This is a genomic window from [Clostridium] cellulosi (assembly GCF_036762875.1).
Classification (GTDB): Bacteria; Bacillota; Clostridia; order Oscillospirales; family Ethanoligenentaceae; genus Ruminiclostridium_D; species Ruminiclostridium_D cellulosi.
Window position 1 is genome coordinate 23,996 of the sequence record NZ_JBAIZF010000017.1, and the last position, 25,856, is coordinate 49,851.

The 25,856-nt window shown below is 47.4% G+C and carries 20 protein-coding genes; 18 read left to right on the top strand and 2 right to left on the bottom strand.

The features are described from left to right. The first annotated feature begins 35 nt into the window (after nucleotides 1-35). From V6C21_RS04725 to V6C21_RS04740, 4 genes are read left to right on the top strand one after another with little or no spacing between them, the layout of a single operon-like run. Entirely contained in the window at nucleotides 36-1,292 is a 1,257-nt protein-coding gene (locus V6C21_RS04725; RefSeq protein WP_479268464.1) for a glycosyltransferase, read from the top strand. Nucleotides 1,293-1,296: 4 nt separating this feature from the next. Continuing rightward, nucleotides 1,297-1,467: a hypothetical protein gene (locus V6C21_RS04730; RefSeq protein WP_479268465.1), complete on the top strand. Its 171-nt coding sequence runs from the start codon at nucleotides 1,297-1,299 to the stop codon at nucleotides 1,465-1,467. A gap of 29 nt (nucleotides 1,468-1,496) precedes the next feature. Then, nucleotides 1,497-2,567, top strand: coding sequence for an aspartate carbamoyltransferase (gene pyrB / locus V6C21_RS04735; RefSeq protein ID WP_034838642.1), 1,071 nt, complete (start codon nucleotides 1,497-1,499; stop codon nucleotides 2,565-2,567). Nucleotides 2,568-2,586: 19 nt separating this feature from the next. Further along, nucleotides 2,587-3,774 carry a class I SAM-dependent rRNA methyltransferase gene (locus tag V6C21_RS04740; protein WP_479268466.1) on the top strand — a complete coding sequence of 396 codons (1,188 nt, stop codon included), beginning with the start codon at nucleotides 2,587-2,589 and terminating at the stop codon, nucleotides 3,772-3,774. 42 nt (nucleotides 3,775-3,816) lie between these two features. Here V6C21_RS04740 and V6C21_RS04745 read toward each other — a convergent pair whose 3' ends face one another. Beyond that, nucleotides 3,817-4,458 carry a VTT domain-containing protein gene (locus V6C21_RS04745; protein ID WP_479268467.1) on the bottom strand — a complete coding sequence of 214 codons (642 nt, stop codon included), beginning with the start codon at nucleotides 4,456-4,458 and terminating at the stop codon, nucleotides 3,817-3,819. 166 nt (nucleotides 4,459-4,624) lie between these two features. Between V6C21_RS04745 and V6C21_RS04750 the strand changes: the two genes are divergently transcribed. From V6C21_RS04750 to V6C21_RS04815, 14 genes are all read left to right on the top strand, one after another. Beyond that, complete coding sequence (locus tag V6C21_RS04750) at nucleotides 4,625-6,268, top strand: putative polysaccharide biosynthesis protein (protein ID WP_479268468.1); 1,644 nt, start codon at nucleotides 4,625-4,627, stop codon at nucleotides 6,266-6,268. Nucleotides 6,269-6,434: 166 nt separating this feature from the next. Continuing rightward, nucleotides 6,435-8,075, top strand: coding sequence for a peptidoglycan D,D-transpeptidase FtsI family protein (locus tag V6C21_RS04755; RefSeq protein ID WP_479268469.1), 1,641 nt, complete (start codon nucleotides 6,435-6,437; stop codon nucleotides 8,073-8,075). 328 nt (nucleotides 8,076-8,403) lie between these two features. After that, the gene (alaS, locus tag V6C21_RS04760) at nucleotides 8,404-11,046 is read left to right on the top strand and encodes an alanine--tRNA ligase (RefSeq protein ID WP_479268470.1); all 2,643 of its coding nucleotides are present in this window, start codon (nucleotides 8,404-8,406) and stop codon (nucleotides 11,044-11,046) included. Between the two features lie 70 nt (nucleotides 11,047-11,116). Beyond that, a complete protein-coding gene (locus tag V6C21_RS04765) occupies nucleotides 11,117-11,458 on the top strand; it encodes a histidine triad nucleotide-binding protein (RefSeq protein ID WP_479268471.1) in 342 nt (113 codons plus the stop codon). 22 nt (nucleotides 11,459-11,480) lie between these two features. Then, complete coding sequence (locus V6C21_RS04770; RefSeq protein WP_045085294.1) at nucleotides 11,481-12,020, top strand: phosphoribosyltransferase family protein; 540 nt, start codon at nucleotides 11,481-11,483, stop codon at nucleotides 12,018-12,020. A 71-nt stretch (nucleotides 12,021-12,091) separates the two neighbouring features. Next, on the top strand, nucleotides 12,092-14,302 hold the full coding sequence (locus V6C21_RS04775) for a ComEC/Rec2 family competence protein (RefSeq protein WP_479268472.1): 2,211 nt from the start codon (nucleotides 12,092-12,094) through the stop codon (nucleotides 14,300-14,302). A gap of 56 nt (nucleotides 14,303-14,358) precedes the next feature. After that, nucleotides 14,359-15,402, top strand: a complete 1,044-nt coding sequence (gene holA, locus V6C21_RS04780; RefSeq protein WP_479268473.1) for a DNA polymerase III subunit delta — start codon at nucleotides 14,359-14,361, stop codon at nucleotides 15,400-15,402. Continuing rightward, on the top strand, nucleotides 15,389-15,973 hold the full coding sequence (locus V6C21_RS04785; RefSeq protein ID WP_045085297.1) for a ribonuclease M5: 585 nt from the start codon (nucleotides 15,389-15,391) through the stop codon (nucleotides 15,971-15,973). Before holA ends, V6C21_RS04785 begins: the two co-directional genes overlap by 14 nt. A 222-nt stretch (nucleotides 15,974-16,195) precedes the next feature. Then, complete coding sequence (locus V6C21_RS04790; protein WP_479268474.1) at nucleotides 16,196-16,990, top strand: FadR/GntR family transcriptional regulator; 795 nt, start codon at nucleotides 16,196-16,198, stop codon at nucleotides 16,988-16,990. Further along, the gene (locus V6C21_RS04795; protein WP_479268475.1) at nucleotides 16,977-18,434 is read left to right on the top strand and encodes a tagaturonate reductase; all 1,458 of its coding nucleotides are present in this window, start codon (nucleotides 16,977-16,979) and stop codon (nucleotides 18,432-18,434) included. The genes V6C21_RS04790 and V6C21_RS04795 overlap by 14 nt, the downstream gene beginning before the upstream one ends. Further along, a complete protein-coding gene (locus V6C21_RS04800) occupies nucleotides 18,435-19,931 on the top strand; it encodes a UxaA family hydrolase (RefSeq protein WP_479268476.1) in 1,497 nt (498 codons plus the stop codon). Continuing rightward, the gene (uxaC, locus tag V6C21_RS04805; RefSeq protein ID WP_479268477.1) at nucleotides 19,928-21,325 is read left to right on the top strand and encodes a glucuronate isomerase; all 1,398 of its coding nucleotides are present in this window, start codon (nucleotides 19,928-19,930) and stop codon (nucleotides 21,323-21,325) included. The genes V6C21_RS04800 and uxaC overlap by 4 nt, the downstream gene beginning before the upstream one ends. Before the next feature lie 15 nt (nucleotides 21,326-21,340). Further along, nucleotides 21,341-21,982, top strand: coding sequence for a bifunctional 2-keto-4-hydroxyglutarate aldolase/2-keto-3-deoxy-6-phosphogluconate aldolase (locus V6C21_RS04810; RefSeq protein WP_479268478.1), 642 nt, complete (start codon nucleotides 21,341-21,343; stop codon nucleotides 21,980-21,982). 21 nt (nucleotides 21,983-22,003) lie between these two features. After that, complete coding sequence (locus V6C21_RS04815) at nucleotides 22,004-22,990, top strand: PfkB family carbohydrate kinase (protein ID WP_479268479.1); 987 nt, start codon at nucleotides 22,004-22,006, stop codon at nucleotides 22,988-22,990. 67 nt (nucleotides 22,991-23,057) lie between these two features. Here the strand turns inward: V6C21_RS04815 and V6C21_RS04820 are convergent, their stop codons facing one another. Next, complete coding sequence (locus V6C21_RS04820; protein ID WP_479268480.1) at nucleotides 23,058-25,754, bottom strand: carbohydrate-binding domain-containing protein; 2,697 nt, start codon at nucleotides 25,752-25,754, stop codon at nucleotides 23,058-23,060. Nucleotides 25,755-25,856 lie beyond the last annotated feature (102 nt).

Genomic DNA, 25,856 nt, shown 5'->3' on the forward strand with positions numbered 1-25,856 from the left:
AAGGCTTTGTTTTTGTGATATAATCGGGGTATATTATGAGGATAGTCAGAAAGTTTGTGACAGCCCAAAGGGTTTTGAGGAAACAAGGCTTTGGCGAGGTATTAGGGCTTGCAAAAGATAATATTGCCAATCTGTATAACAGGGCAAGCTATCTGTTTATCAGTTTTGCTGAGCGTTCCAACGCCAAGCTGGCAGTTAGGGTGCACCGTAAGCCGGCAAAACCCCGAATCCTCTATATAACGTCGGAATTTGAAGCCTTCCATTCCCAGACAGCGAGATATCGGATAGATAATTTTAAAAAGGCTCTTCGGGGAAAAGCCGAGACCGTATCAGTGCTTATAGATTATAAGACATCTTTTGATAATCTGATAAAATGGGCCGATATCGTGGTGCTCATGCGGGTAACATGGGTGCCTAAGGTCGATGAGATCATAGAGGCTGCAAAAAGGTATGGCACGCCCGTTGTCTTTGATATCGACGACCTTATTTTTCTGCCTCGGTATGTTGAAAATTATTGCCGCGTTCTCGGTGATATGTCCGAAGAAAATATAAAACTGCGCGCAAAGGAATTTGCCGGGTTTGAAAAGACGTTCAAACTGTGCGATTACGCTACCGCCAGCACACCGTATATTGCGGAGCTGATGAAAAAAGAGGGCAAAAAAGCGTTTGTAATTCACAACGCGCTGAATCGGCGCCAGCTCAAGATTGCCGAACGGGCTAAAAGGGCAGCGGACGGCGTCAGGGCAATAGGATATCTGAGCGGTACCAAAACCCACGACAAGGATTTTGAGATAGTTCTTCCCGCAATAACGAGGATAATGGACGAATATCCTGACGTCAGACTAAATGTCGCGGGCTACCTTGATTTTGACATGCTGCCTGAGCAGGTAAGGGAGAAAACGCGTATAGCGCCGTATATGCGGTGGACAAGGCTGATGAAATTCGGCGCCCAAAACTATATAAATATAGCGCCGCTCGATGTCGAGAACTCGTTTTGCCACGCTAAAAGCGAACTGAAATACTTTGAAGCGGCGGCGGTTTTTGTGCCGACAGTCGCTTCCGCAGTGGATACTTATAAGCGTTGTATTGAGAACGGCGTCAACGGGATACTTGCCACAACGACCGATGAGTGGTATACTGCTTTGAAAAAGCTGTTGGACGATAAAGATTTTTATAATACCGTATCGAAAAACGCCCATGACAGCGCGCTTGAACATTATTCGCCGGACGCGAATGCCGCAGAGGCGCTTGCCGCCTATAATGCGATAATCATGGACTTTCGGGGGGCGTAACCTCTTGAAATTTTCAAACAACGATTACGCGGTTTTATTTTTGCTCTGCGGTATTTTTGTGCTCATATTGATCTGCGCAAAAACCGGCGAAACGAAGGCTATTGCAGGGCTTTCTTTCGGCGCTTTAGGGTGCGGTATAATGCTTTATGCGTCACATCACAATAAAAAAAGTTGAGTAAGGTTATCTAAAGGAAGTGCTTTTTTATGGCTCTGAGTCATCTAATTGATCTTAACGATTGTACAACTTCGGAATGGGACGAGCTTATACGGCTTGCCGCAGATATAAGAATGAATCCAGAGGATTATCTTTCACGTTGCAGGGGAAAGATAATGGCAACTTTATTCTATGAGCCGAGTACGAGGACTCAGATGTCATTTCAGGCCGCCATGCTGCGTCTGGGCGGCCAGATTATCGGTTTTGACAATCCGATAAACTCATCGGTAGCAAAGGGAGAAAGCCTTAAAGATACCATTAAGATTGTCAGCGGCTATTCAGATATTCTGGTAATGCGCCACCCGATAGAAGGTGCCGCAAAAGCCGCGTCCCTTTACTCAAATTGCCCGATAATCAACGCGGGCGACGGGGGACACCTTCACCCGACCCAAACATTGACCGACCTTGTGACGCTTTCCATTGAAAAAGACGGCCTTACGGGACATACCATCGGCCTGTGCGGCGACCTGCGATACGGCAGGACTGTGCATTCGCTTATCAAGGCGATGTGCAAGATAGGCGGCAACAGGTTTATACTTATTTCTACCCCGGAGCTCACCGTACCCCAGTATATCAAGGATGTCATGGACAGGAGCGGCTGCGAGTATACCGAGGTTAATACACTTGAAGAGTGTATTGGCGACCTTGATGTTCTCTATATGACGAGAATTCAGCGCGAGCGTTTTGCGACGCCTGAAGAATACGAGCAGCAGCGCGGCATATACATACTTGACCGCGAGAAGATGAAAAAGGCGAAAAAAGACCTTGTCGTCATGCACCCGCTTCCGCGCGTCGATGAGATAGAGAATGAGATAGACAACGACCGCCGCGCGGCATATTTCAGACAGGCGGTAAACGGCATGTATGTCCGCATGGCGCTTATTCTAAAGATGATAGAAAATAATCTTAAAATAGAGGACACGCCCAAGATACTTGATAATAATCATACCTGTCACAATCCTCGCTGTATCACCCAGCAGGAACACTATCTGCCGCACTATTTCAAAAAGGACGCGGCGGGGAACCTTGCCTGCATTTATTGCGACGATAAGCAGCGTTAAAATTTTATTGGAGGTTTCTATGGCTGACTCAACTTGCGTAATTTTAAAGCGCGGGGAAGAAAAAGATATCTTTTCCGGCCATTTATGGATATATGACAACGAGGTTGAGCGAATTGACGGGGAGGTTGTTCCGGGTCAGATTGTTGATGTAAAGGCAAATAACGGCGCCCATCTCGGCCGAGGGTATATAAATCCTAAATCAAAGATTCTGGTAAGGCTCATGACCCGCGGGCGGGAAGAAATAGACCACGAGTTTATAAAGGCGAGGCTTGTAAGCGCTTTCAAATACCGCGAAAGGCTTGGCCTTTATAAAAACGAACGCTCGGCGTTCAGGGCTGTTTTCGGTGACGCAGATTTTCTTCCGGCGCTTGTGGTGGACAAATTTGCCGACTGCGTGGTTATCCAGACGCTGTCGCTCGGCATGGAGCGGTTCAAGCCGGATATCGTTGATGTGATACGGGAGTACTACTCGCCCCGCTGCATTTACGAAAGAAACGATGTGGCTCTGCGCGAAAAGGAGGGCCTTGAACAGCAAAAGGGCGTCCTGTACGGCGAAGAACCCGGAATCGTTGAGATAGAGGAAAACGGCATAAGGATGTTGGTAGACATAGCCAACGGGCAGAAGACTGGCTATTTCCTCGACCAGAGGGAGAACCGCGCCGCAATAGGGCCCTATTGCAAAGACGCAGAGGTTCTCGACTGCTTCTGCCATACGGGCGGATTTGCCCTCCACGCCGCCAAATTCGGAGCAAAATCAGTTGAAGCGGTTGACATCTCCGATACGGCTCTTAAAATGGTTGAACAGAACGCCGCTCTCAATGGTTTTAAAACTATAACGGCAAAAGAAGCAAATGTATTCGACCTTTTGAACGAATACCAGATGCAGGGGCGTATGTTTGATACGATAATACTCGACCCGCCGGCGTTCTGCAAAACAAAGTCGGCGCTCAAAGGCGCCTACCGCGGGTATAAAGAGATCAACCTGCGCGCCATGAAACTGATACGCTCGGGCGGATTTTTGGTTACATGCTCGTGTTCACACTATATGACGCCGGACTTGTTTATGAAGATGCTTCAAGACGCGGCGTCCGATTCAAGAAGAAGTGTCCGTATCTGCGAAATCCGTTATCAGGCAAAAGACCATCCCATTTCAATCAGCGCTGACGAATCGCTATACCTAAAATATGTAGCGTTACAGATAATATAAAAAATCCCCCGCGCAAAACACGGGGGACAATAATCTTTTTTATTATTTCTTGGAGGCAAACTTGCTTTTAAGGAAAGCAACAACTGCCGGGATCAAAGATATAACGATAATAGCAAGGACTATAATGCTGAAGTGGTTTTTCACGAAAGGCATATTGCCGAACAGAACACCGATTATGAAGAATACGGCTGCCCAAGATATTCCGCCGATTGCGTTATAGAGTAAAAAGCGCTTGTACGGCATATAGCCGACGCCTGCTACAAACGGAGAAAAAGTTCTCAGGATTGGCAGGAAACGTGTTATAATAATAGTCGCACCGCCGTGCTTATCAAAAAACTCCTGTGTTCTGTCGAGGTATTCCTGCTTTATGAACTTGATTTTTTGTTTTCTTCTTACCTTGTCGCTTAAATATCGGCCTATCTGATAGTTTAACATGTTGCCGGTTATCGCGGCGACTATGAACATAGGGAGCGCGCCCCAGCTCATTATCCCGGTGGCGGCAAGTGCACCTGAAGCGAATATGAGCGAATCGCCTGGCAAAAATGGCGTAACGACGAGTCCTGTTTCGCAGAAGATGATAAGGAATAAGAGGATGTAGACGGGCGTTCCGTATTGGGTCATGAACGCACTCAGGTGCTTGTCCAAATGCAGAAATACGTCAATAAAAAATTGAATGCCGGACATTACTTCACTCCTAATTTGTATTTTCGAAGACACCGAATATGTTTATTATACAAGCAATTAATTAATAATACAATGATATTGTATTAAATTAAGCTGTCAGGTATGATTTAAACGAACCGGCGTTTAATTGGTACTTATCATTTTAAAATCAAAGCGGAGATTTTTTATGAAAAAACAGTCGACGACAAAGAATTTTGCAATTCTCGGAACAGCGAGTATCCTTGTCAAGGTGCTTGCAATTGTATATCTGCCTTTCCAGACGATGATACTCAAAGAAGATGGCAACAGTATCGTTGCGAAGGGATACAGTATATTTACGTTTTTGTTTTCTCTTTCTAATGCCGGGCTTCCCAACGCCATCTCAAAACTTGTTGCCGAGCAGACGGCTCACAAAAACTTTAAGGCTGCCCAGAAGATTCTCAAATGCGCTTTCACAGTCTTAATACTACTCGGCATTGCCGTCGCGCTTTTTATGGTGATTGCGGCAAAGCCTTTGGCAGACTGGATGGATGAACCCCGTTCATACCTCATGCTGTTGTTTCTTGCGCCGACGCTCATTTTTACGTCCGTTTCATGCGCGCTGCGCGGTTATTTTCAAGGCCGGCAGAATATGATTCCAGTTGCCGTATCAAATGTCTTAGAGCAGATTTTAAATTCCGTATTCACGGTTGTTTTTGCTTACCTGTTGATAAGATACGGCATTGAATACGGTGCGGCCGGCACAACTGTGGGCACAATTATTGGCGCGATAGGTGCCGCTGCTTTTCTCTGCTATCTTTTCTTCCCGGTTATGGGAAAGCAGCGCAGACGCGAGATAAGGAATACAGACAGCAGCCTGCCAATCCCCAAAAGCCGCGACATTTACAAGGAAATTGCGCACTACAGCTTTCCTGCAATACTCAACACAGTGGCGACCTGTGCGGCGAGCCTGATTGATTCTTTTGTCGGGACTCAGAGACTAAAAGCAATCGGATATACTGGCAAAGAGGCGGATACACTTTTTGGCATCTATTCTTATCAGTACAACCGGCTTTTTACACTGGCAATAGCCTTTTCAACAGCCCTTGTGACGACGATGATACCGGCAATAGCCGAGGCATTGGCGCTTAAAAATAACAAACTTACAAAGCACAGGATAAGTGAAAGCTATAAGTCCATCTACCTTATAACGCTGCCCAGCATAGCGGGCATTACATTTTTGGCGCACCCGATGATAAGGCTTGTTTTTATGCACCATGATGCCGGCAGCGACCTTGTAGTATTCGGCACATGGACCGCCATTTTTATGACGATTCAGTATGTCCAATCCGGCGTGCTGATTGCCGCAGGGCACCCAACAGCGCCGTCGGTGAACCTTATAATCGGCATGTCTATAAAAATACTGTGCAACTACTTCTTAATTTCTATTCCGGCGCTCAATATAAAGGGAGCGATTATCGGCACGGCAATCGGCTGGATAGTTGCAATTCTCCTCAATCAGATGGTAATCAACAGGCGGTTTAAATTTAAGGTGCATTTCATACGCATGCTTATCAAACCGACATTTGCGTCGCTCATTATGGGCGGGGCCTGTTATCTGATATTTAACCTGCTCAATTTGATAGTCAGCCTCTTTATCAAGAATGTAATAGTCGCAAACGATATTTGTGTTTTAATTACTATCTTGGCTGGCGTCTTTATCTATTTCGCAATAATGGTTGTCATCCGCGGGGTAAAGAAAAACGATATTGTAAGACTGCCTTTTGGCGGGAAAATATATAGAATGGTTACAAGAGTAGGATTCTTGCGTGCGAAACTTGAAAAGTCATAATCGCCAATAATACCGGCTTAACGAACGCATGCGCGGCGTCGTATATTGACGCCGCGTATTTTTTATGTCTCAATTTACCTCCAGTATACTGCCGGAGCTTCATAGAAGCGGAATTAATCTGCCGCGTTGCGTCAATAATAGGGTCAGGATAAATTTGGAGGTTACTATGCAAAAGAGAGTAATCGTTCTGTTCTTTTGTGTCCTGCTCCTGTTTTTTGCCGTAGACGCGCGGATTTTATGGATATCGCTTAGTGAAAAAAGCGTTCAGACGGCAGCCAGTCACGGAAGATATACAATAAAGGTCGATACAGGCAGAGGAACCATCTATGACAGGAACCTTTCCGCGATTGTAAACCTCGGAGTAAAATATGTGGCTATAGTGGCCCCGGGGATAAACTCCGAGGAACAAATAGATGCCCTGTCGAGCCATGTCTTTGACGTTTCTGTTTTAAAAACCAACATTGAAAAAGGGCTGCCGTTTACTATCACTGTTGACAGCCCTAATATAAATGTTTCCGGGGTAACGGTGGTGAATACGCGCGTCCGCTATTCGGAAGAGGCGATAGCGCCGCACATTGTAGGTTATATCGACAGTGCCGGGAGCGGCGTTACGGGGATTGAGAAGTCATTCGACAAGGTTCTGAAGGATTATTCAGGAAGCGTCACTGTCACCTACGCCGTTGATGCGAAGAGAAGAGCGCTGCCCGGCGTTACGCCGACGATTACGAAAACCGGCAGCACTAACGGCGGCGTTGTTCTGACAATCGACAGGAAGATTCAGCAGGCGGCCCAGGCGGGGGCAGATAAATATTTGAAATCCGGCTCTGTAATAGTAATGGACATAAGAAACGGCGATATTCTGGCCTGCGTAAGTGAACCGGAGTTTTCCCCGCTGAATGTAAAGGCCGCCCTCAATATGAGCGAATCGCCTTTTGTCAACAAGGCTTTTTCAGCCTATAACTTAGGGTCTGTATTTAAAATCGCCGTTTCCTGTGCAGCGCTTGAATCAGGAATATCTAATGGCTATAAATACACCTGTTCCGGGGTAGTTGACGTGTCAGGGCGTGACTTCCACTGCCACAAACTCGAGGGCCATGGCCTTGAAGACATGTCCCTTGCATTTGCAAATAGCTGCAACCCCTATTTTATAACCATCGGGTTAAAGACCGGAGCGGATAAACTGCTTGAGGTGTCTAAAAAATTCGGTTTAGGCCGGCAGACGGTATTTGCCCCGGGCATATCGACCGATTCAGGCTCTTTGCCGACTTCTGATGAACTAAAAGCGCCTGCTGCGGCCGCTAATTTTTCAATGGGCGAGGGAAACCTGATGGTGACGCCCGTTCAGGTAGCGTGCATGGTCTCGGCTGTCGCCAACGGAGGGCTATTGCCGACACCGCGGCTTGTAAAGGGTATCTATGACGGCAATAAGATGGTTACAGATTATCCGGGCGCTGTCCCCGACAGGGTGATTTCCACGGAAATTGCGGAGCAGGTAAAATCCTTCATGATACGGACAGTCAACGAGGGTACAGGGCTGCCGGCAAAACCTACTTACGGCGGTGCGGGAGGCAAAACGGCGACAGCCGAAACAGGCTGGCTCAAGGACGGCAAGACTATCAATCATGCGTGGTTTGCTGGATTTTACCCTGCCGATTCGCCGAGATACGCGATAGTCGTAATGTGCGAGAACGGAAGTGCCGGCGGTACTGACGCAGGACCTATTTTCAAATATATAGCGGATGCCCTTGCGCCTACATGCGGGTATCCGGCGGTTGACCAGAGCGATTCTTCTACAGACAATAAATAAGAGTTTTCCGTTAAAGTAGCTTTGAAAGTAAATTTATTTTTTGATATGCGGTTATCCTGTCAGCTGCCGCGCGAAGGCCACGGCAGCCTTTACTTTTCTTATAGAATTAAGATAAATTATGCAATCATTTTCGAGCATATTCACTCCATATAATGCTTTTGCCCTTGAATTAGACGATTTTGCTGTGCTATAATTCTATTGTTGTGTAAAAACTTTGAATTTCAGTGTGAAACCTTTGGCCGTTTTGGCTGGAGGTTTTTCGTGCTGTTTCAAACATATAAAGAACCTACAACTAAACCTAAAAAGTTTCAAGGAGGATTCCGTTATAATGGAATGGACGGGCCTTAACGAGTTAAGGGAAAAATATTTAGCCTTTTTTGAGAGCAAAGGCCATAAAAGACTTCCGAGCTTTCCGCTTGTACCACAGGGCGATAAAACGCTTCTGCTGATAAATGCTGGCATGGCTCCGATGAAAAAGTATTTTCTGGGTCAGGAAAAGCCCCCGGCAAAACGTGTCTGCACCTGCCAGAAATGTATCCGCACGCCGGATATAGACAGAGTCGGCAAAACCGCACGTCACGGCACATTTTTTGAGATGCTGGGAAATTTCTCATTTGGGGACTATTTCAAGCATGAAGCAATCGCCTGGGCGTGGGAGTTTGTAACAAAGGTTTTGGAAATGCCAGTCGACCGCCTTTGGGTCTCAATTTTCGAGAGCGATGACGAGGCGTATGATATTTGGACAAAGGAAGTCGGCGTTGACCCGTCTCATGTAGTCCGTTTCGGAAAAGAGGACAACTTCTGGGAGCATGGCTCACTGCCCTGCGGCCCATGTTCAGAAATATATTTTGACAGAGGCGAAAAATACGGCTGCGGCAAACCGGACTGCAAAGTCGGCTGTGACTGCGACCGCTATGTTGAGTTTTGGAATATCGTTTTCCAGCAGTTTGATACCGATGGAAAAGGCAACTACACACCCCTTAAAAAGCCCAACATAGACACCGGTATGGGACTTGAGCGCCTTGCTGTTATCCTTCAGGACGTCAACAACCTTTTTGAGGTTGATACCATTCAAAATATAATGAAGCACATAAGCAGGATTGCCGGCGTAAAATACGGCGAAAGCGAAGAAAACGACGTGTCACTGCGCGTAATTACGGACCACATCCGCTCCACAACCTTTATGGCTGCCGACGGAATCCTTCCTTCAAACGAGGGCAGAGGCTATGTTATGCGCAGGCTGCTCCGCCGTGCTGCGCGTCATGGCAGGCTGCTCGGTATCAAAGGCGCATTCCTCGCCGATGTCGTGGATACTGTTATAAAAGAAAATGAACAGCATTACCCCGAACTTGTCGAGAAGCGGGATTATATAAAGCGCGTTATCTCCATGGAAGAGGAGCGCTTCTCCGCGACTATTGACCAGGGCCTTACGCTCCTTTCGGCTATGACCGAAAAGATGGCCGCAAACAACGAGAAGGTATTGAGCGGCGAAGACGCGTTTAAACTTTATGATACCTATGGTTTCCCGCTTGACCTGACAAGCGAGATTTTGTCAGAAAAAAATATCACTGTCGATACTGAAGGCTTTGACAAGCTGATGAATGAACAGCGCGAGCGCGCCCGTGCGGCAAGAGCTGCCATGGGCGGCCTTGACGCGGCTGACTTCAAAGACGATGATACCCCAGAGACCGATTTTGTCGGCTATGAAAAGCTTGAATGTGAGTGCACTATCGCTGCTATCATCGCGAACGGCGAGCGCATAGGATTTGCCGGCAGCGGTGAGAAAGTCTCTATTATTCTTGACAGAACTCCGTTTTATGCTGAAAGCGGCGGACAGGTCGGCGATATTGGTGTCATAACAACTGATAACGCGGTTGTAAAGGTCAGTGACTGCAAGAAGTCGCCGTCGGGACGTTTTGTCCATTTCGGTGAAGTGATTTCCGGCAATATTGAGGTCGGCGATAAAGCTACCGCTAAGGTTGATATCACAGCAAGGCACAACACCATGCGCAATCACAGCGCCGCCCATCTGCTTCAGGCGTCCTTGCGCAAGGTTCTCGGCACGCATGTCCAGCAGGCAGGACAGCTTGTGGATTCGCACCGCGTCAGATTTGACTTTACCCATTTTGCCGCGATGACCAAAGAAGAGATAAGCCTTGTAGAGCAGGGCGTTAATGACGCTATACTTGCCGGACTTGATGTCGTGACTGAGGTTATGCCTATTGAAGAAGCGCGCAAGACCGGCGCTATGGCTTTGTTCGGTGAAAAATACGGTAACACTGTCCGCGTTGTCCGCATGGGAGAGAAGAACGCGCCTGCGTCGCTCGAATTCTGCGGCGGAACTCATGTAAAGAATACGGCTCGGATTGGGCTTTTCCATATCGTTTCCGAGTCATCTGTTGCGGCCGGAGTGCGCCGTATTGAAGGCGTGACGGGCCTCAATCTCCTCGAGCTGTTAAACAATGACGACAATGTTATCAAGGAGACTGCAAGGGTATTGAAAGCAAATCCTGCCGAGCTTGTTGAGCGCTCAGAGGCCGTTATGTCCGAGATAAAGGCTAAAAACCATGAGATAGAGGCATTGAAGGGTAGAATTGCCGGAATGCAGCTTTCGGGCCTTTTGAACGGAGCGCAGACTATCGGCAAATTCAAGGTTATGACCGAGACCGTCAAGGGCGAGGGCGGCGACGCTCTGCGGCTTTTGACCGACCGGGTCAAGGAAGCGGAGCCGAACGCGATTATTGTCATCGCGTCAATTACAGGTGAAAAACTCACATTCGCTGCGGCCTGCGGAAAAGAAGCGGTCAAGAACGGCGCTCATGCCGGCAATATCGTCCGTGAGGTAGCTAAAATTGCCGGAGGTTCAGGCGGCGGCCGTCCTGACAGCGCAATGGCTGGCGGCAAGAATCCTAATAAAGTACAAGAAGCGCTGGACGCTGTGGCGGGTATTGTTTCATCAATAACTGCTTAAAAATTCGGTAAAACAGGTATATAATTAAGTTTAGCGATAAAACTATTATAGTGGAATTAGGAGGAGAAAAATGGACGATTGCCTTTTTTGTAAGATAGTCGCGGGTGAGATACCGTCAAGGACCGTTTATGAAGACGATCTCGTCAAGGCATTTTATGATATAAACCCTTGCGCGCCCGTTCATTTTCTTGTTATTCCAAAAACGCATATACCGTCAGTAAACGGAATCAACGCAGAGAACAGTGCGGTTGTTTCGCATATATTTGAAGTTATTGCCCGTCTTGCGAAAGAGATGAAACTCGACGCAGGCTACCGCGTTGTGACCAACTGCGGCAAAGCGGCAGGTCAGACAGTTCAACATCTTCATTTTCATGTGATAGCTGGGCGAGACCTTACCCTTACTATGGGTTGATTAATCTTTAGGAGGACGTATTATGAATACATATACACTTAATGTCGCGGGACTTAAAAGGGAACTTCCGATATGCCCGGTTGATGATAAGCTCGATATAGCTGCTTTTATCATGTTCGGCGATGTTGAATTGACGGTAAACTGTGCGCGTGAGCTTATAAAATTGGCACCAGAGCATGATGTCATCATAACCGCTGAGGCCAAAGGTATTCCGCTGGCCTATGAAATGGCCCGTCAGTTGGGCGTCAACCGTTATCTTATCGCCCGCAAAAGCCCAAAACTCTATATGAAGAATCCAATTTCGGTGGAGGTCAAGTCGATAACAACTGCAAAGATTCAAAGGCTTTATATCGATAAAGACGATGCAGATTACATGAAAGGCAAGCGTGTGCTCATAGTCGACGATGTTATCTCAACGGGAGAATCGCTGTCGGCTGTTGAAACACTTGTTAAGCAGTCGGGCGGCGAGATTGTCGGACGCATGGCAGTTCTTGCCGAGGGCGACGCAAAGGATAGGGATGATATCATTTATCTGGCTCCTCTACCGCTGTTTGTAAAATAATACACAGCCAATCGGTATCTACTGGCACGTAACAGTATCATCATTTTATCTTGTCAGGCGGTGCTTTCAATATGCGAAGGCCTTTTGCTGTTATTGGGTTCACATGGTTAGGTGTACTAATTGCGGCGTCATATGCCGGATTTGCACTGTCTATAGCCCTTGCCATCTTTTGTTCGGTTTGTGCTGTTGTTGTCCTGTTTTGTATAAAACCTGAAAAGCGGCGGCTTCCTGCGGCGGTCTTTTTCGCCGCGGCCGCCGCTTTTGCCGCATTTTCCTTCGCCGAATATTTTTTATACAGGCCTGTGACGGAATTTGCAGGGAAAACGGCCCAGATTTCAGGTGTTATAGCGGAGGAACCCACTGAAAGCTACGGAAACTATTATTACACCATAAAGACAAACAGTATCACAGTTGACGGAAAACAGTATAATATCAAAACCAAAATACGGCTGCTGTCAAACGATGAACTTGACGCAGAGCCGTTTGATAGCATATCGGCCTCGGTTACGCTGTCGCTTCCGAAAACGAAGAACGCCAACGGTTATGACAGCCGTTCATACTATAAATCAAAGGGAGTTTACCTATTTGCGTCAAAAGCAGAGGATATTAAAACTGCCCACGCGAATTCAAAACCCCCTTACTACTATGCAATAAAGTTAAGGCAGTATATCTCTGGCGCGATTGAGAAATTTGTAGGCGGTCAGCGCGGCAGCCTTGCCGCCGGAATCCTTATAGGCGATACGTCCGGCCTTTCCGAAGATATAAAAAACGATTTCTCGGACTGCGGCATATCCCACCTTTTGGCTGTTTCGGGCACTCAGACCTCTCTTATTATGGAGTATCTGATGTTGCTGCTCTGCGCACTGAAACTGCCGAGGAGGGTGTCTGCCGCCGTCACAGCAGCGGCAGTAGCGGTTTTTATGGCGGTAACCGGTTTTTCGCCGTCGGTTATGCGCGCCGGCATAATGTCAATACTGACGCTTTGCGCTATAATTATAAAAAGGGACGCCGACGTGCTCAATTCACTTGGCCTGTCTGCTTTTGCTCTGTGTTTTATAAACCCATATGCTGCCACTGATATTGGCTTGCTGCTTTCGTTCTTTGCAACATTGGGCATGGTGACGGTATCAAAGCGGCTCTATGCGCTTACTAACAGCGGCATTGAAAAGCTGCCGGCTCAGATTGCAAGGCCTGTAAAAGCACTTTCCGGCGTCCTTTGCGAGACAATCGGCGCATCAGCATTGACCTATCCAATAATCATTCTCGCGTTTGGGCGCGTATCCCTTATCTCATTAGTGGCGAATATGATTGAGGTGCCGGTATCCTTGTTCGTCACCCTTGCCACTGCCGTTCTTGCCATCCTTTCGCCTGTCTGGTTCCTTGTTTTTCTGATAAAGCCCATTGCCGTACTGATACGGCTCGGGTGCGATATAATGATTTATACCGCGCGGGGGCTTGCAGATGTTCCCTTTGCCACAATCTCGGCCGAATACGGCTATGTCAATATTCTGATTGTTTTTGCGGCTGTTGTTTTTATCCTATACTTTGCCTTCAGGGGCAAGGGAGCGCGGGTAGCCGTCTGCGTGACGTGCATATGTTTTGCAATCTCCGTCGGAATCTTTTCATATACGGTAGCGGCGCATGGCGTCATGGAGATATTGCCTATTGAAAACACCGGCGCGGCGATAATAACAAGCAACGGCCACGCGGTTGTCATTGACCTGCCGACGTCGGTATACAATGTGCAAAACACGATAGTAAAAAGCCTCAAAAGGCGGAACATAAATTATATAGACGCAGTAATCCTTACTTCGGTGGACAGCAAAAAGGTGCAGGTACTGTCCGACCTCAAAAGAGATATGGGGATAGGCAAGGTTTACGCGCCCCAGAACGACGAAGGGATTGAAGATACGATATCCGTACCGTCAAAACTCAACGCGCCATATGGCGTTACGGTCATAATGCTGCCCGACAGGGACAACGCTAACCTGTTGACACTTGTTTACTGCGCGTCGAGCAAGGCAATGATAACTGGCAGCGGGAAATTCGGGGACTTTTCGGAATACGATAAGAGTGCGTTCAAATCGGACCTGCTTGTTTGCAGCAATAATGTTGATCCGGAATTTGCCTCGGCCGTTTCACCCAAAAACGTATCTTGCCCCAATGATTGCCCAAAAGAGCTGGCCGCCGGATTCCTGTCAAACGAGGCGTCAATCAGTACGGAAAACTGTTTATATTTGACGCGGGGCGGCGGAAGTTATAAAATTATCTCTGTCGGTTGAATACAAGTTTCAAAGAAAACGTAAACACTATGGAATGAAGATTAGGAGGGTTGCCTGTGAGTATAGCGATGTTAGAAAAACAGATAAAGACAGGTGACTTTGCCAATCTTTATATCATCTACGGCGACGAGGATTATTTAAAGTCATATTATTGCAAAAAAATCACTGATAAAGCGGTTACGAATTTTGAAAGCTTTAATCTGCAAAGATTTGACGGGATACCAGATATGGCGCAGCTTGCCGCGGCTGTAAACAACCTGCCGCTGATGAGCGCTAAAAAATGCGTAGTCTTGAGGGACACTGACCTAAAAGGCATGAAAGCCGGGGACTGGAAAGAGCTTCAGAATATAATAACATCACTGCCCCCGGAATGTATACTTATATTCCATTTTGATTCCGTCAAAGTCAATGCCAAGAAAGACGAAAGGTTCAAAAAGCTGCTGAGCCTCGCCAAAGGCAATGGGCTTGCCGTACAGATTGATTCACCTTCAAAAGACGATATCATTAAATTCTTGGCGAAAAGGGCCCAAAAAAACTCGTGCAGCATTGATAGACCCACGGCTGAATATGTCTTTGAAACTTGCGGGGAAGGCTTGAATAATCTTGCCTGCGAGATGGACAAGATCTGCGCCTTTGCGGGTGGGGGCAAGATTACAAAGGAGCATGTCGACGCCGTTGCGATAAAGCCGATGACCTCTTCAATCTATGACCTCGCGAGGGCTGTTTCAAGCGGCAAACTCGGCGTTGCTATGGGTATCATAGACGAACTGTTCTACAGAAAAGAGGAGCCGGTGATTATCCTTTCGGCCCTTTCCGGCGCATTCTGCGACCTCTATAGGGCAAAAGCGGCCGCTGTTTCGGGGCAGGGTCAGACAAGCATTGTAAATGATTTTAATTACCGCGGGCGTGAGTTCCGCGTCAAGAATGCCATGAGGGATGCGGCGAGACTTGACTTAGGCTTCCTCGAACAATGCCTGAAACTTTTAATGCAGGCGGACTTAAAAATCAAATCTGCCAGAGCAGATAAGCGCACCGTCTTAGAAGAGCTGGTTGTGGAGATAAGCAAAGCGGGTGCCGGGAGGAAAAATGCTTCATATTAAAGAGACTGTAATTGTTGAAGGCAAGTATGATAAGATAAAGCTGTCGTCGCTCATTGACGCAGTAATAATAGAAACCAATGGATTTTCCATTTTCAATGACAAAGAAAAGCTTGAATTAATACGGAGGCTCGCCGATAAAAACGGAGTGCTGATTATTACGGACAGCGACGCGGCGGGCTTTAAGATAAGGCACTATCTGGGAGGCGCGTTGCCGAAAGACAAGGTGAAACATGCCTATATCCCCGATATCTTGGGCAAAGAGCCGAGAAAAAGCGCCCCATCAAAAGAGGGCAAACTCGGCGTCGAGGGCATACCTGCCGACGTGATTGTAAAATGCCTTGAGCGGGCAGGTGTATGCTGTGAGAAGTCCCCGGACGTCAAAAGAAGGCTTGTTACAAAGGCAGACCTGTATGAGGACGGGCTTGCCGGCGGAGAATGCAGTGCTCAGCGCCGCAGAAAACTACTGGCCCGGCTCAATCTGCCGCAAAGATTATCTTCAAACGCGCTTATTGATGTTATAAATGCCATCTATACTTATGAAGAATATAAAGAGGCTGTCAAGAGCCTTTAGGACATAAGTGTAATATAAAAATACGGCAAAAGCGAGTCTGTTTGACAACCGTTGTCTGCATTTTTACAGAATCGCTTTTTTTGCAGCCGGAAAGTATTTTTGCTGTTGAGATGGTCAAAATGCACAAAATAGTAACGAAAAAGCCCGGAGCATATTGACGTTTGCAAAAATTCGTGCTATCCTATACTCGTCAGACGTCTGATGTGGTAGGAGGAAATTTTTATGACAAAAGAAAAATCTGATACTCCGTCGATTTTTGAAAATGTTGGCGCCAAGCAAAAAACGGACTATCCCCAAATGATTGCTCAGCAAATTAAGCAGATGATTATTTCAAAAACGCTGTCGCCGGGCGATTTGCTTCCAAGCGAACCAAAGCTGTGCAAAGCTTTCGGAACGGGACGCTCGACAGTTCGCGAAGCGATAAAAATACTGAAAGCGGAAAATATCGTAGAGATTAAAAAAGGAATAGGCACTTTTATTGTCAATATGCCTGGGGTATCAAAGGACCCATTAGGCGTCACATTTATGGACAAAAGGCTCGCGCTGCTCAATCTTATGGAAACACGTCTTCTTATTGAGCCAAATATTGCGGCTCTTGCTGCGAAGCGCGCTGACAGCAATAACATAGAAAAGATAGAAAAAATAGTATTTGAGACTGATGAAATACTCAAACTAAATCAGAGCCATATGGAAGTTGATATATCGTTTCACAATGCGATTGCCGAAGCTACCCATAACGATGTACTCAGCCGCATAATCCCTATAATCAACGAATCCATAAAATTAGGCTATGAAGAAACACGCGATATACTCGGCAGTTTTGAAAAAGCCACGATGTTTCACCACGAGGTTTTTGAAGCAATAAAACAAGGTGATTCCGAAGCAGCGAGAAGGGCAATGAAAAAACATATAATGCAAAGCATGCGGGATATCGTACAAAAATCCAAAAAACAGGCCTCTAAACTTGATCTAACATACAACTATATAACCGGGGGTAATAGCATTGAAAAACATTAAGGAAACCGTTACAAAAAAGGATTTGCCGGAAAAGGTTCTGCAAATTGGTGAAGGAAATTTTCTCCGTGCATTTGCTGATTGGATGATTAACACGATGAACAATGCCGGTGTATTCAACGGCAGTGTTGTCATTTCACAGCCGATTGCACGCGGCATGTCAGAAATGCTTAATGCGCAGGACTGTGTCTATACCGTACTTATGCGCGGTATAGAAGACGGCAAGGTGGTTGAAAAAGCAGAAGTCATCACCTCTGTTTCGCGCTGCATTAATCCTTATGAAGACTTTAACACACTTTTAGACGTCGCGAGAAACCCTGAAATCAAGGTTATAATTTCTAACACGACTGAAGCCGGAATCGCTTATCATGAAGGCGATAAGCCGACGGATATGCCGCCGCAAAGTTATCCTGCAAAGATGACTGTAATGCTCCATGAGCGCTATCTTGCGCTCGGCGCAGGCAGTGATTCCTCCATTCTAATTCTCCCGGTTGAGCTTATTGAACGCAACGGAGACAACCTCAAAAAGATTGTTCTGCAATACGCAACTGAGTGGGGCTTTGAACCCGAGTTTATTGACTGGCTAAAGACCGAGGTTTGTTTTGCTAATACGCTGGTTGACCGCATAGTTTCCGGTTTCCCGCGTGATGAAATAAATGAAATCTGCGAAAAGCTCGGATATGAAGATAATATGCTTGTCACCTGCGAGCCGTTTCATTCATGGGTTATTGAGGCTCCGAAGAAATGGGCAGAAGTCATACCGTTTGATAAGGTCGGCCTGCATGTAACATGGACTGATGACATGACCCCCTACAGAACACGCAAGGTCCGCATCCTCAACGGCGCACATACTGTCAGCGTTTTGGCGGCCTATCTCTCCGGGTATAATATCGTGCGGGAGATGCTCGAGGACAAGACGTTCAACCGTTATCTGAAGTCTGTTCTTAACAACGAGATTATTCCTAATATAAAGCTCCCGCGGGAGGAACTGGACAGCTTTGCAGCCGCTGTTCTGGAGCGATTTTCAAATCCGTTTATCAAGCATAAGCTCCTTGACATTTCACTTAACTCCGTCTCAAAATTTAAGGCTCGGTGCCTTGATTCGCTGCTGGAATACACCGAAAGCCGCAAAGAGCTCCCGGATATCCTTTGCTTCGGTTTCGCCGCATTGATGGAATTCTACAAAGGCGAGATGAGAGACGGCAGATACTACGGCAAGAGAAACGGCGAGGAATATGAAATTCGCGATAACGCGGACGTGCTTGCTTTCTTCAATGACGCATGGAAGCAGGGCGGTGTGGTAAAGAAGGTTTTGTCGAACACTGCTTTCTGGGGCAGAAATCTTCTTGAAGTGCCCGGTCTTGAAGAAAAGATCGAAGGTTACCTCAGCAAAATTGAGAAGAATGGCATGCGCAATGCCGTCGAAGAGCTTATGGAGGCAATCTAAGTGGAAAAACTAATAAGAATAACGCCAAAAGACGACGTAGCTGTCTGCACGCAGGAGCTGGAAGCCGGTGAAAAGGTTACTATCGGCGGCACTACCGTAACGGCGCTCGAAAAGATTCCTTTTGGTCATAAAATAGCCCTCCGTGGTATAAAAAAAGGCGAAAACGTCATAAAGTATGGCTTCCCGATAGGGCATGCGACCGAAGATATAAAGGCAGGCAGCCATATACATTCTCATAATCTGCAAACCAATCTTGAAGGAACGCTTGAATACACATACAAGCCGCGGGCGGCGGCCGAAGAGCCAACTAAGTGCGAACTTGCAGGAAAAACATTCCTTGGCTACAGACGCAAAAACGGCAAAGTCGGTATCCGCAACGAAATTTGGATAATCCCCACCGTTGGCTGCGTCAATAAAAGTGCCGAACTGATTGCAAAGGCGGCAAATGAGCGGTTTGCCGGCATGTGCAACGGCATATTTGCGTATACCCATCCTTACGGATGCTCACAGCTCGGCGACGACCAGCTTTATACCCAGCACATTCTCGCCGGGCTTGTTGAGCACCCCAATGCCACAGGCGTCTTAGTTTTGGGACTCGGCTGTGAAAACAACAATATTGATGTTTTCAAAAAGTTTATTCACAATATTGATGAGGACAGGATTAAATTTTTATCTACGCAGGATGTAGAAGACGAGGTAGAAGCGGCACTCAAATTGATACGCCCTCTCGCAGAGCGGGCTTCGGCGGAAAAACGTGTCGAGATCCCGGTTGAGGAATTAGTTATCGGGTTTAAGTGCGGCGGTTCGGACGCATTTTCCGGCATAACTGCAAACCCGCTTTGCGGCCGCATTACTGACCGCATCACAGGCTGCGGCGGCCGCGCAATCTTAACCGAAGTACCGGAAATGTTCGGCGCTGAGACTATTCTCATGGGCCGCAGCCTTGATGAAAAGGTATTTAACCGTGTAGTTTCCATGGTCAACGGCTTTAAGGAGTATTACCAGCGTCACAATCAAGTGGTTTATGAGAACCCGTCGCCCGGAAACAAAGCGGGCGGTATAACTACGCTTGAGGAAAAATCCCTCGGATGTATTCAAAAGGGCGGCTCTGCCGTCGTTACCGACGTGCTGGAGTATGGCGAACGCTGTGTTACAAAAGGGCTCAACCTGCTGACAGGCCCCGGCAACGACATGGTTTCGTGCACCAATATGGCCGCCGCTGGCGCACATATGATACTGTTCACCACAGGGCGTGGCACTCCCTTCGGGCCTCCGGTTCCGACAATAAAAATATCAACAAACACTGGGCTGTTCGAAAAGAAACCACAGTGGATTGATTATAATGCGGGGAAAATCTTAACCGGCACATCATTTGAAGAAGCTGCTGACGAATTGTTCTCTCTCATACTGGACACCGCTTCTGGCAAATACAAGACAAAAAACGAGAAAAACGGCTACCGAGAAATCGCTATATTTAAGGATGGTGTTACGCTTTGAAAAAATTTATGGATGAAGATTTCCTCCTCGAAACAGAAACCGCCAAAAAACTCTTTAAAATTGCCTCCAAAGAGCCGATATTCGATTACCACTGCCATCTTTCCCCGAAAGAAATATATGAGAACAAGCAGTTTGACAACATCGCTGAAATATGGCTCGGCGGCGACCATTACAAATGGCGTGCTATGCGCAGCTATGGCATTGATGAGAAGTATATCACCGGCGACAGCACATGGTATGAGAAATTTGAAGCCTATGCAGAAACGCTCGAGTACTGCATCGGCAATCCGCTTTATCACTGGACTCACCTCGAGCTCCAGCGCTTTTTCGGAATAGATACGCCTTTAAGCAAAAAGACCGCGAAAGAGATATGGGACAAGGCCAACGCAAAAATAAAAGCCGAAGGCTTTACACCCCGCGAGCTGATTAAGAATTCAAATGTCATAGCTCTCTGCACAACAGACGACCCTGCCGACAGCCTTGAGTACCACAAGCTCCTTGCCGAGGACAAGAGCTTTGACGTAAAGGTCATCCCGGCTTTCCGCCCCGACAAAGCCCTTAATATTGAAGCGAACGGTTTTGCGGCATATATAAAGCGGCTTGCCGACGCTGCAGGCAAGGAAATCAACAGCTTTGACGATTTGAAAACCGTTCTTTCCGAGCGTATAGACTTCTTTGCCTCAATGGGCTGTGTTGCAAGCGACCATGCGTTTGTTTATGTCCCGTACCGCGAAGCAACTGAGTCCGAGGTAGAGGCTATCTTTAAGAAAGCGCTTTCGGGCATAGCACTTGACACTTGTGAGATTGAAAAATATAAGACTGCCCTTATGACACATCTCAGCGCTGAGTATGTAAAGCACAACATAGCAATGGAACTCCACATCGGCGCTATGAGGAACAATAATACGAAGATGTTCAAAAAACTGGGCCCGGATACCGGTTTTGACTCAGTCGACGACAAAGAAATAGCGGAACCGCTTTCGCGCTTCCTCGACAGCCTTAATACAAAGGATATTCTGCCGAAGACTATCCTGTTCACGCTGAACCCGAAGGACAATTACGTTTTGGGCACAATGCTTGGAAACTTCCAGTCCAGCGAAGTGTCGAGCAAGATTCAGTTCGGCTCTGCATGGTGGGTAAACGACCACATTGAGGGCATGGAAAGGCAGATGAAGGACCTGGCGGCTCTCGGCGTTCTCGGCAAGTTCTGCGGTATGGTAACGGACAGCCGCAGCTTTCTTTCGTATCCGCGCCACGAGTATTTCAGGCGCATCGTCTGCAACCTCATCGGCAATTGGGTGGAAAGCGGGCAATACCCGAATGACGAGGAGATTCTGACAAAACTCGTTAAAGGAATCGCTTTTGAAAACGCTAAGAAATATTTTAACATTTAAATGGGGGTAAACGACATGGATCGCGCCGTAGTATTCAGCAAGATAAAAAAAGTCGGTGTAGTCGCCGTTATCCGTGCCGGCAGTGCGGCGGAGGCCGGAAAACTTATTGACGCCGCAGTTGCCGGCGGAATTGGAGCTATTGAAATCACAATGACGGTTCCGGGTGCTGTTGATATAATCAAAGAAGTGGCTGCCAAATATGCCGACAATGACGACGTATTAATTGGGGCTGGAACAGTGCTCGACCCTGAAACCGCCCGTATCTGTATTCTGGCGGGAGCGCAGTTTATCGTCAGCCCTTCGCTAAATGTGGAGACAATAAAGCTGTGCAACCGTTATGCCATAGCGGTTGTGCCGGGGGTTATGACGGTGACTGAGGCAGTCACTGCCCTTGAATATGGCTGTCAGATAATCAAGCTGTTTCCGGGAAATGCTTACGGCCCGTCTATCATCAAAGCGTTCAAGGGGCCGCTGCCGCAGGCTGACTTTATGCCGACCGGCGGTGTAAGTATCGACAACGCGGGTGAATGGATAAAGGCCGGCGCTGTTGCTGTCGGTTCGGGCAGCGACCTGACCAAATGCGGCGGGGATTACAGTATCGTCACAGAGAAGGCTGCGCGTTTTGTAGAAGCTGTCGCTAAAGCACGTATGAAATAACGTTATAAGTAGGTGAACGGTATGGGTAAAATAGTAACATTCGGCGAAATAATGATGAGACTCCAGGCTCCGTCATATCAGAGAATAATGCAGGCGTCCAGCTTTACGGCATATTTTGGCGGAAGCGAGGCCAATACGGCCGCCGCTTTGGCACAGTGGGGCAAAGATTCAGTTTATGTCACAAAGCTGCCTAAAAATCCGCTGGGTGAATCCTGCATTAGAAACCTTAAATACTGGGGTATAGATACATCAAAAATCGTACGCGGTAACGGGCGCCTCGGCGTATATTACACAGAAAAAGGCGCTTCACAGCGCCCGCCTCAAGTCGTATATGACCGCAAATACTCTGATTTTTCCCTCTCTGGGCTTGATGATTACGATTTTGAAGATATTTTCAAGGGAGCGGAATGGTTCCATTTTTCAGGGATTACCCCGGCGCTCGGCGGGAATTTGCCCGAGATTACAAAGCGCGCCGTTGAGGCCGCGAAAAAAGCTGGGGTCCGTATTTCCTGCGACTTCAATTATCGTTCAAAACTGTGGTCAGTTGAAGAGGCATGCAAGGTAATGACTGACCTCATCACAGGAATTGATGTGCTGATTATAAACGAGAATCAGGCAAAAGAGATTTTTGGCATAGAAAGCGACGAGCTTGATGAGATTGCTTCAGTGCTTGCGAATAAGTTTAATGTTGGCTCTGTTGCTATAACAAAGCGCAGAACTATTTCCGGAGAGGTAAATGAGTTTTCTGCGATGCTGTTCAAAGACGGAAAAGGTTATTATTCACGCACCTATTCCATTTTTATGATAGATAAAATAGGCGGCGGTGACGCTTTCAGCGCCGGGCTTATTTACGGTCTGACAAGCGGCAAGAGCTGTCAGGAAACAATAGACTTTGCGGCGGCCTCGGCCTGCTGCAAACACACTATCGAGGGCGATATGCTGGCGGCAAGCGTAGAGGATATTGAGTGGATTGCGCGTTCCGACGGCAGAGGCCGTATGGTCAGATAAGCTTTCCTATATATAGACGTTAAGGCGGGCGGCAATAAGCCGCCCGCCTTATTATTTTGCTAAGGCCTTATATAGTTTTTCTCTTTTTGCGCGTGAGGAAATAGACAAGGCTTGAGGAAATCACTGCGGCAGTTGCAAAACCAAATGGGGCGCCGTTATCGCTGCCGGTTTTCGGATTTGGAACACCATTGTCTCCCTTTTCAGACGAACCCGGCGCAGTGGGGCTATTGCCGCTGCCGTTATCCGTACTTGGGACACTGCTATCTACCTTTTCAAATTCTGCGGTCACTATGACATCTGAATCCGGCATGACAAAACTGTTGCCCTCGATAGCCTTGACAGTGCCATTGAAGCTGTATTTTAGCGAACCGGCTTTGAGCCGATAACCGCTGTTGGGTTTCACCGTTACAGTGATTGTTGTACCCGGCGCTGCTTTGCTTGGGCTTACTGAAATAGTGCCGCCGGCAGTTGTCCCCGTCGTGACATTGTAAGTTACGGGCGTTGGTTCCGGGACATTGTTCGTAAATGTGACGTTGTCGAGATACATTGTTCCGGAAAAATCGCTCATGTCGTCTGCCGCGACGATTATAATATCACGCAGCAGCGTATCCGGGTCAATGACTTTGTCAGTTTTTGAAAGGTCGAACACGCAGTGGGCTTTATAAAGGCCGTCAGGTGTTTTTTCCAAAGTATCGAGTTTGTTGAGCGGTATAGCCACAGTTTCTGTGACTTGGGCCCAATAGCCGAGGGACGGCGGCGCAAACGCGAGGTTTATAATGATATTGCCTGTCGTTGCGCGGTCAGGCTTTATATAGAAATCAAAGGCCAAATACTTATTCTCGCCGCGTGTCGTATTGATGTTTGACAGGATAAGGCGCGGTGCCGACGCCCAACCGTCGGTAGGTTTCGTGTCAGGATATGTGCACTCCCATGACAAGGCCTTTGAGCCGTTTGCGTCTTTAATGGTCAGCGAACCTTTGACGCCGGAACTGGAATCCCAGGTCCAGCCCTGCCTTGTCGAATCCTCGAATGTTGAAGGAAGTGTCGCAGTGCCCAACGGGTCATGGTTTACCGTCGGTATCTCAACCTCTCTGCTGCCTGAGAATGTGATATTGTCAAGTGATATCGTATCTGAATCAGACCCTATGAAAAGGATCAGGTTGGTCAATGTATTGTCTGACGCGTCTTCGGCGATATTTTTAAGGTTTGGCGCGTCCGTATAGGAAATTTTAAGCGTAGCCTTGTATTTGCCGTCTGCCTGTATTGCAAAGTCAGCGGGTGTAACCGAGACAGCGCGTGTCGGGTTTGCCCAGCCTGCAGATTTGCTTTGAGGGACAGCGGCGATAGCTACAGTCGCCGGAGCGTCCGCGATAACGTCAATTGAGATGGAATTAGCACCTTTTATATCCGCGGATTTTGTTGTCGTGTCGGCTGAAATGCGAACATTGCCCCAAAATCCGCTTTCGGATGTATCGCTGCTGGCGCTGAGTCCGGTGAGCTGCAAAGCACCCGAAACGTTTGACAGAGCTACAGACTTTACAGGGCTGTCGCCGTTAATATTAAAGCCCTGCAGCGTCCCGTCGTCAAAGTCCCATACGTTTTCGGAAAAACTCTTTTTGGTGCGGTCAATCGGTTGATATTCAATGCCTTTAATCCTTGCCCGGACATATTCGCCGGAAACAGTCAGTTCCTCTACTGTCCAAAGCTTATCGTCTCCTGGGTCAAGGGATGTCCCGTTGCTGACGCCTGCAATATAAGGCAAAAACGCCGCGGAAGTTTCACCTTTGTTTGACAGCGACCAGTTGACCCAACTGATGTTGTTCTCGTTCAAAAAGTCGAGCCAAGCATCGGCCTTGTCAAGGTAAGGGCCGTTGTCGCCCGAAGCTTCGCTTGTGCCGAATTCTGAGCAAAAGACGCCGACACCGTGTTTCAAAGCGTACCTGACATTACTCATAATGTTTGAACGGTCGGTATCATTTGTGGACACATCATGTGTACCCGTGTAGAAGTGGAACGAATACAGGGTATTGGCGTCATTAATCGGGTTGTCTGCCGCAAGGTCTGGGCGCTGACTCCAGTTCGGGCTGCCGACAATAACGATATTGTTGTTTCCGCTGTCACGCAGCATCTTTATAATAGGTTCAGCATAGGATTTAACCGCCTGCCAGCCAGCGGCGTCGTTTGTGACACCAGGTAAGGTTGGCGAGGGTTCATTGCATAGTTCATATAAGATATATTTATTATTCGGGAATTGTTGGGAGATGGATTTAAAGAAGTCTTTAGCGCCGGAATAAACGGCGGCATTGGGGTCGCCCGGATTCAAGACGTGCCAGTCGACGATAACATACATATCGTTCTTAATGGCTAGATTAATGCCGTCGATCACCTTTTGTTTCAAATTAGGATTAGTGGCGTAACCGTTTTCGCCGACATAAAGGGCAAGACGTATGACGTTGCAGCCCCAGTCGTTTGATAAGGCCGCGAATGCGTTGTCATTGAGAATTTCGGGATACCACTGCAGGCCATGTGTGCTCATGCCGCGCAGTTGAATAGGATTTCCATTTTGGTCGCAAAGCATTTTCTGGCCGTTTTTCTCAAGAACCTGAAGCATACCGCCGACTGAAGGCTTTTCTACATTCGCCGCACCTATCAGGTGAGTATATGTACTTCCGGAATCAGCCCTGACAGACGCGGGAATCAGGCAAAAGACAAGTGCCAGAGACAAAATTACAGGTAAAATGCGCCTTTTAAAATGTCCTATCATGAGCTCCCTCCTAAAATCTTGAAATCTTCCCTTTAAAAAATCCATAGCCTCCTTTTAAATAATTTCCATAAAATTGAAAACAATTATATTATAGAATTATAA

What these genes read in the sequence shown, in the direction of transcription:
- V6C21_RS04725 (WP_479268464.1), top strand. Translation starts at nt 36, where the DNA reads ATGAGGATAGTCAGAAAGTTTGTGACAGCCCAAAGGGTTTTGAGGAAA.
- pyrB (WP_034838642.1), top strand. Translation starts at nt 1,497, where the DNA reads ATGGCTCTGAGTCATCTAATTGATCTTAACGATTGTACAACTTCGGAA.
- V6C21_RS04740 (WP_479268466.1), top strand. Translation starts at nt 2,587, where the DNA reads ATGGCTGACTCAACTTGCGTAATTTTAAAGCGCGGGGAAGAAAAAGAT.
- V6C21_RS04745 (WP_479268467.1), bottom strand. Translation starts at nt 4,458, where the DNA reads ATGTCCGGCATTCAATTTTTTATTGACGTATTTCTGCATTTGGACAAG.
- V6C21_RS04750 (WP_479268468.1), top strand. Translation starts at nt 4,625, where the DNA reads ATGAAAAAACAGTCGACGACAAAGAATTTTGCAATTCTCGGAACAGCG.
- V6C21_RS04755 (WP_479268469.1), top strand. Translation starts at nt 6,435, where the DNA reads ATGCAAAAGAGAGTAATCGTTCTGTTCTTTTGTGTCCTGCTCCTGTTT.
- alaS (WP_479268470.1), top strand. Translation starts at nt 8,404, where the DNA reads ATGGAATGGACGGGCCTTAACGAGTTAAGGGAAAAATATTTAGCCTTT.
- V6C21_RS04765 (WP_479268471.1), top strand. Translation starts at nt 11,117, where the DNA reads ATGGACGATTGCCTTTTTTGTAAGATAGTCGCGGGTGAGATACCGTCA.
- V6C21_RS04770 (WP_045085294.1), top strand. Translation starts at nt 11,481, where the DNA reads ATGAATACATATACACTTAATGTCGCGGGACTTAAAAGGGAACTTCCG.
- V6C21_RS04775 (WP_479268472.1), top strand. Translation starts at nt 12,092, where the DNA reads ATGCGAAGGCCTTTTGCTGTTATTGGGTTCACATGGTTAGGTGTACTA.
- V6C21_RS04785 (WP_045085297.1), top strand. Translation starts at nt 15,389, where the DNA reads ATGCTTCATATTAAAGAGACTGTAATTGTTGAAGGCAAGTATGATAAG.
- V6C21_RS04790 (WP_479268474.1), top strand. Translation starts at nt 16,196, where the DNA reads ATGACAAAAGAAAAATCTGATACTCCGTCGATTTTTGAAAATGTTGGC.
- V6C21_RS04810 (WP_479268478.1), top strand. Translation starts at nt 21,341, where the DNA reads ATGGATCGCGCCGTAGTATTCAGCAAGATAAAAAAAGTCGGTGTAGTC.
- V6C21_RS04815 (WP_479268479.1), top strand. Translation starts at nt 22,004, where the DNA reads ATGGGTAAAATAGTAACATTCGGCGAAATAATGATGAGACTCCAGGCT.
- V6C21_RS04820 (WP_479268480.1), bottom strand. Translation starts at nt 25,754, where the DNA reads ATGATAGGACATTTTAAAAGGCGCATTTTACCTGTAATTTTGTCTCTG.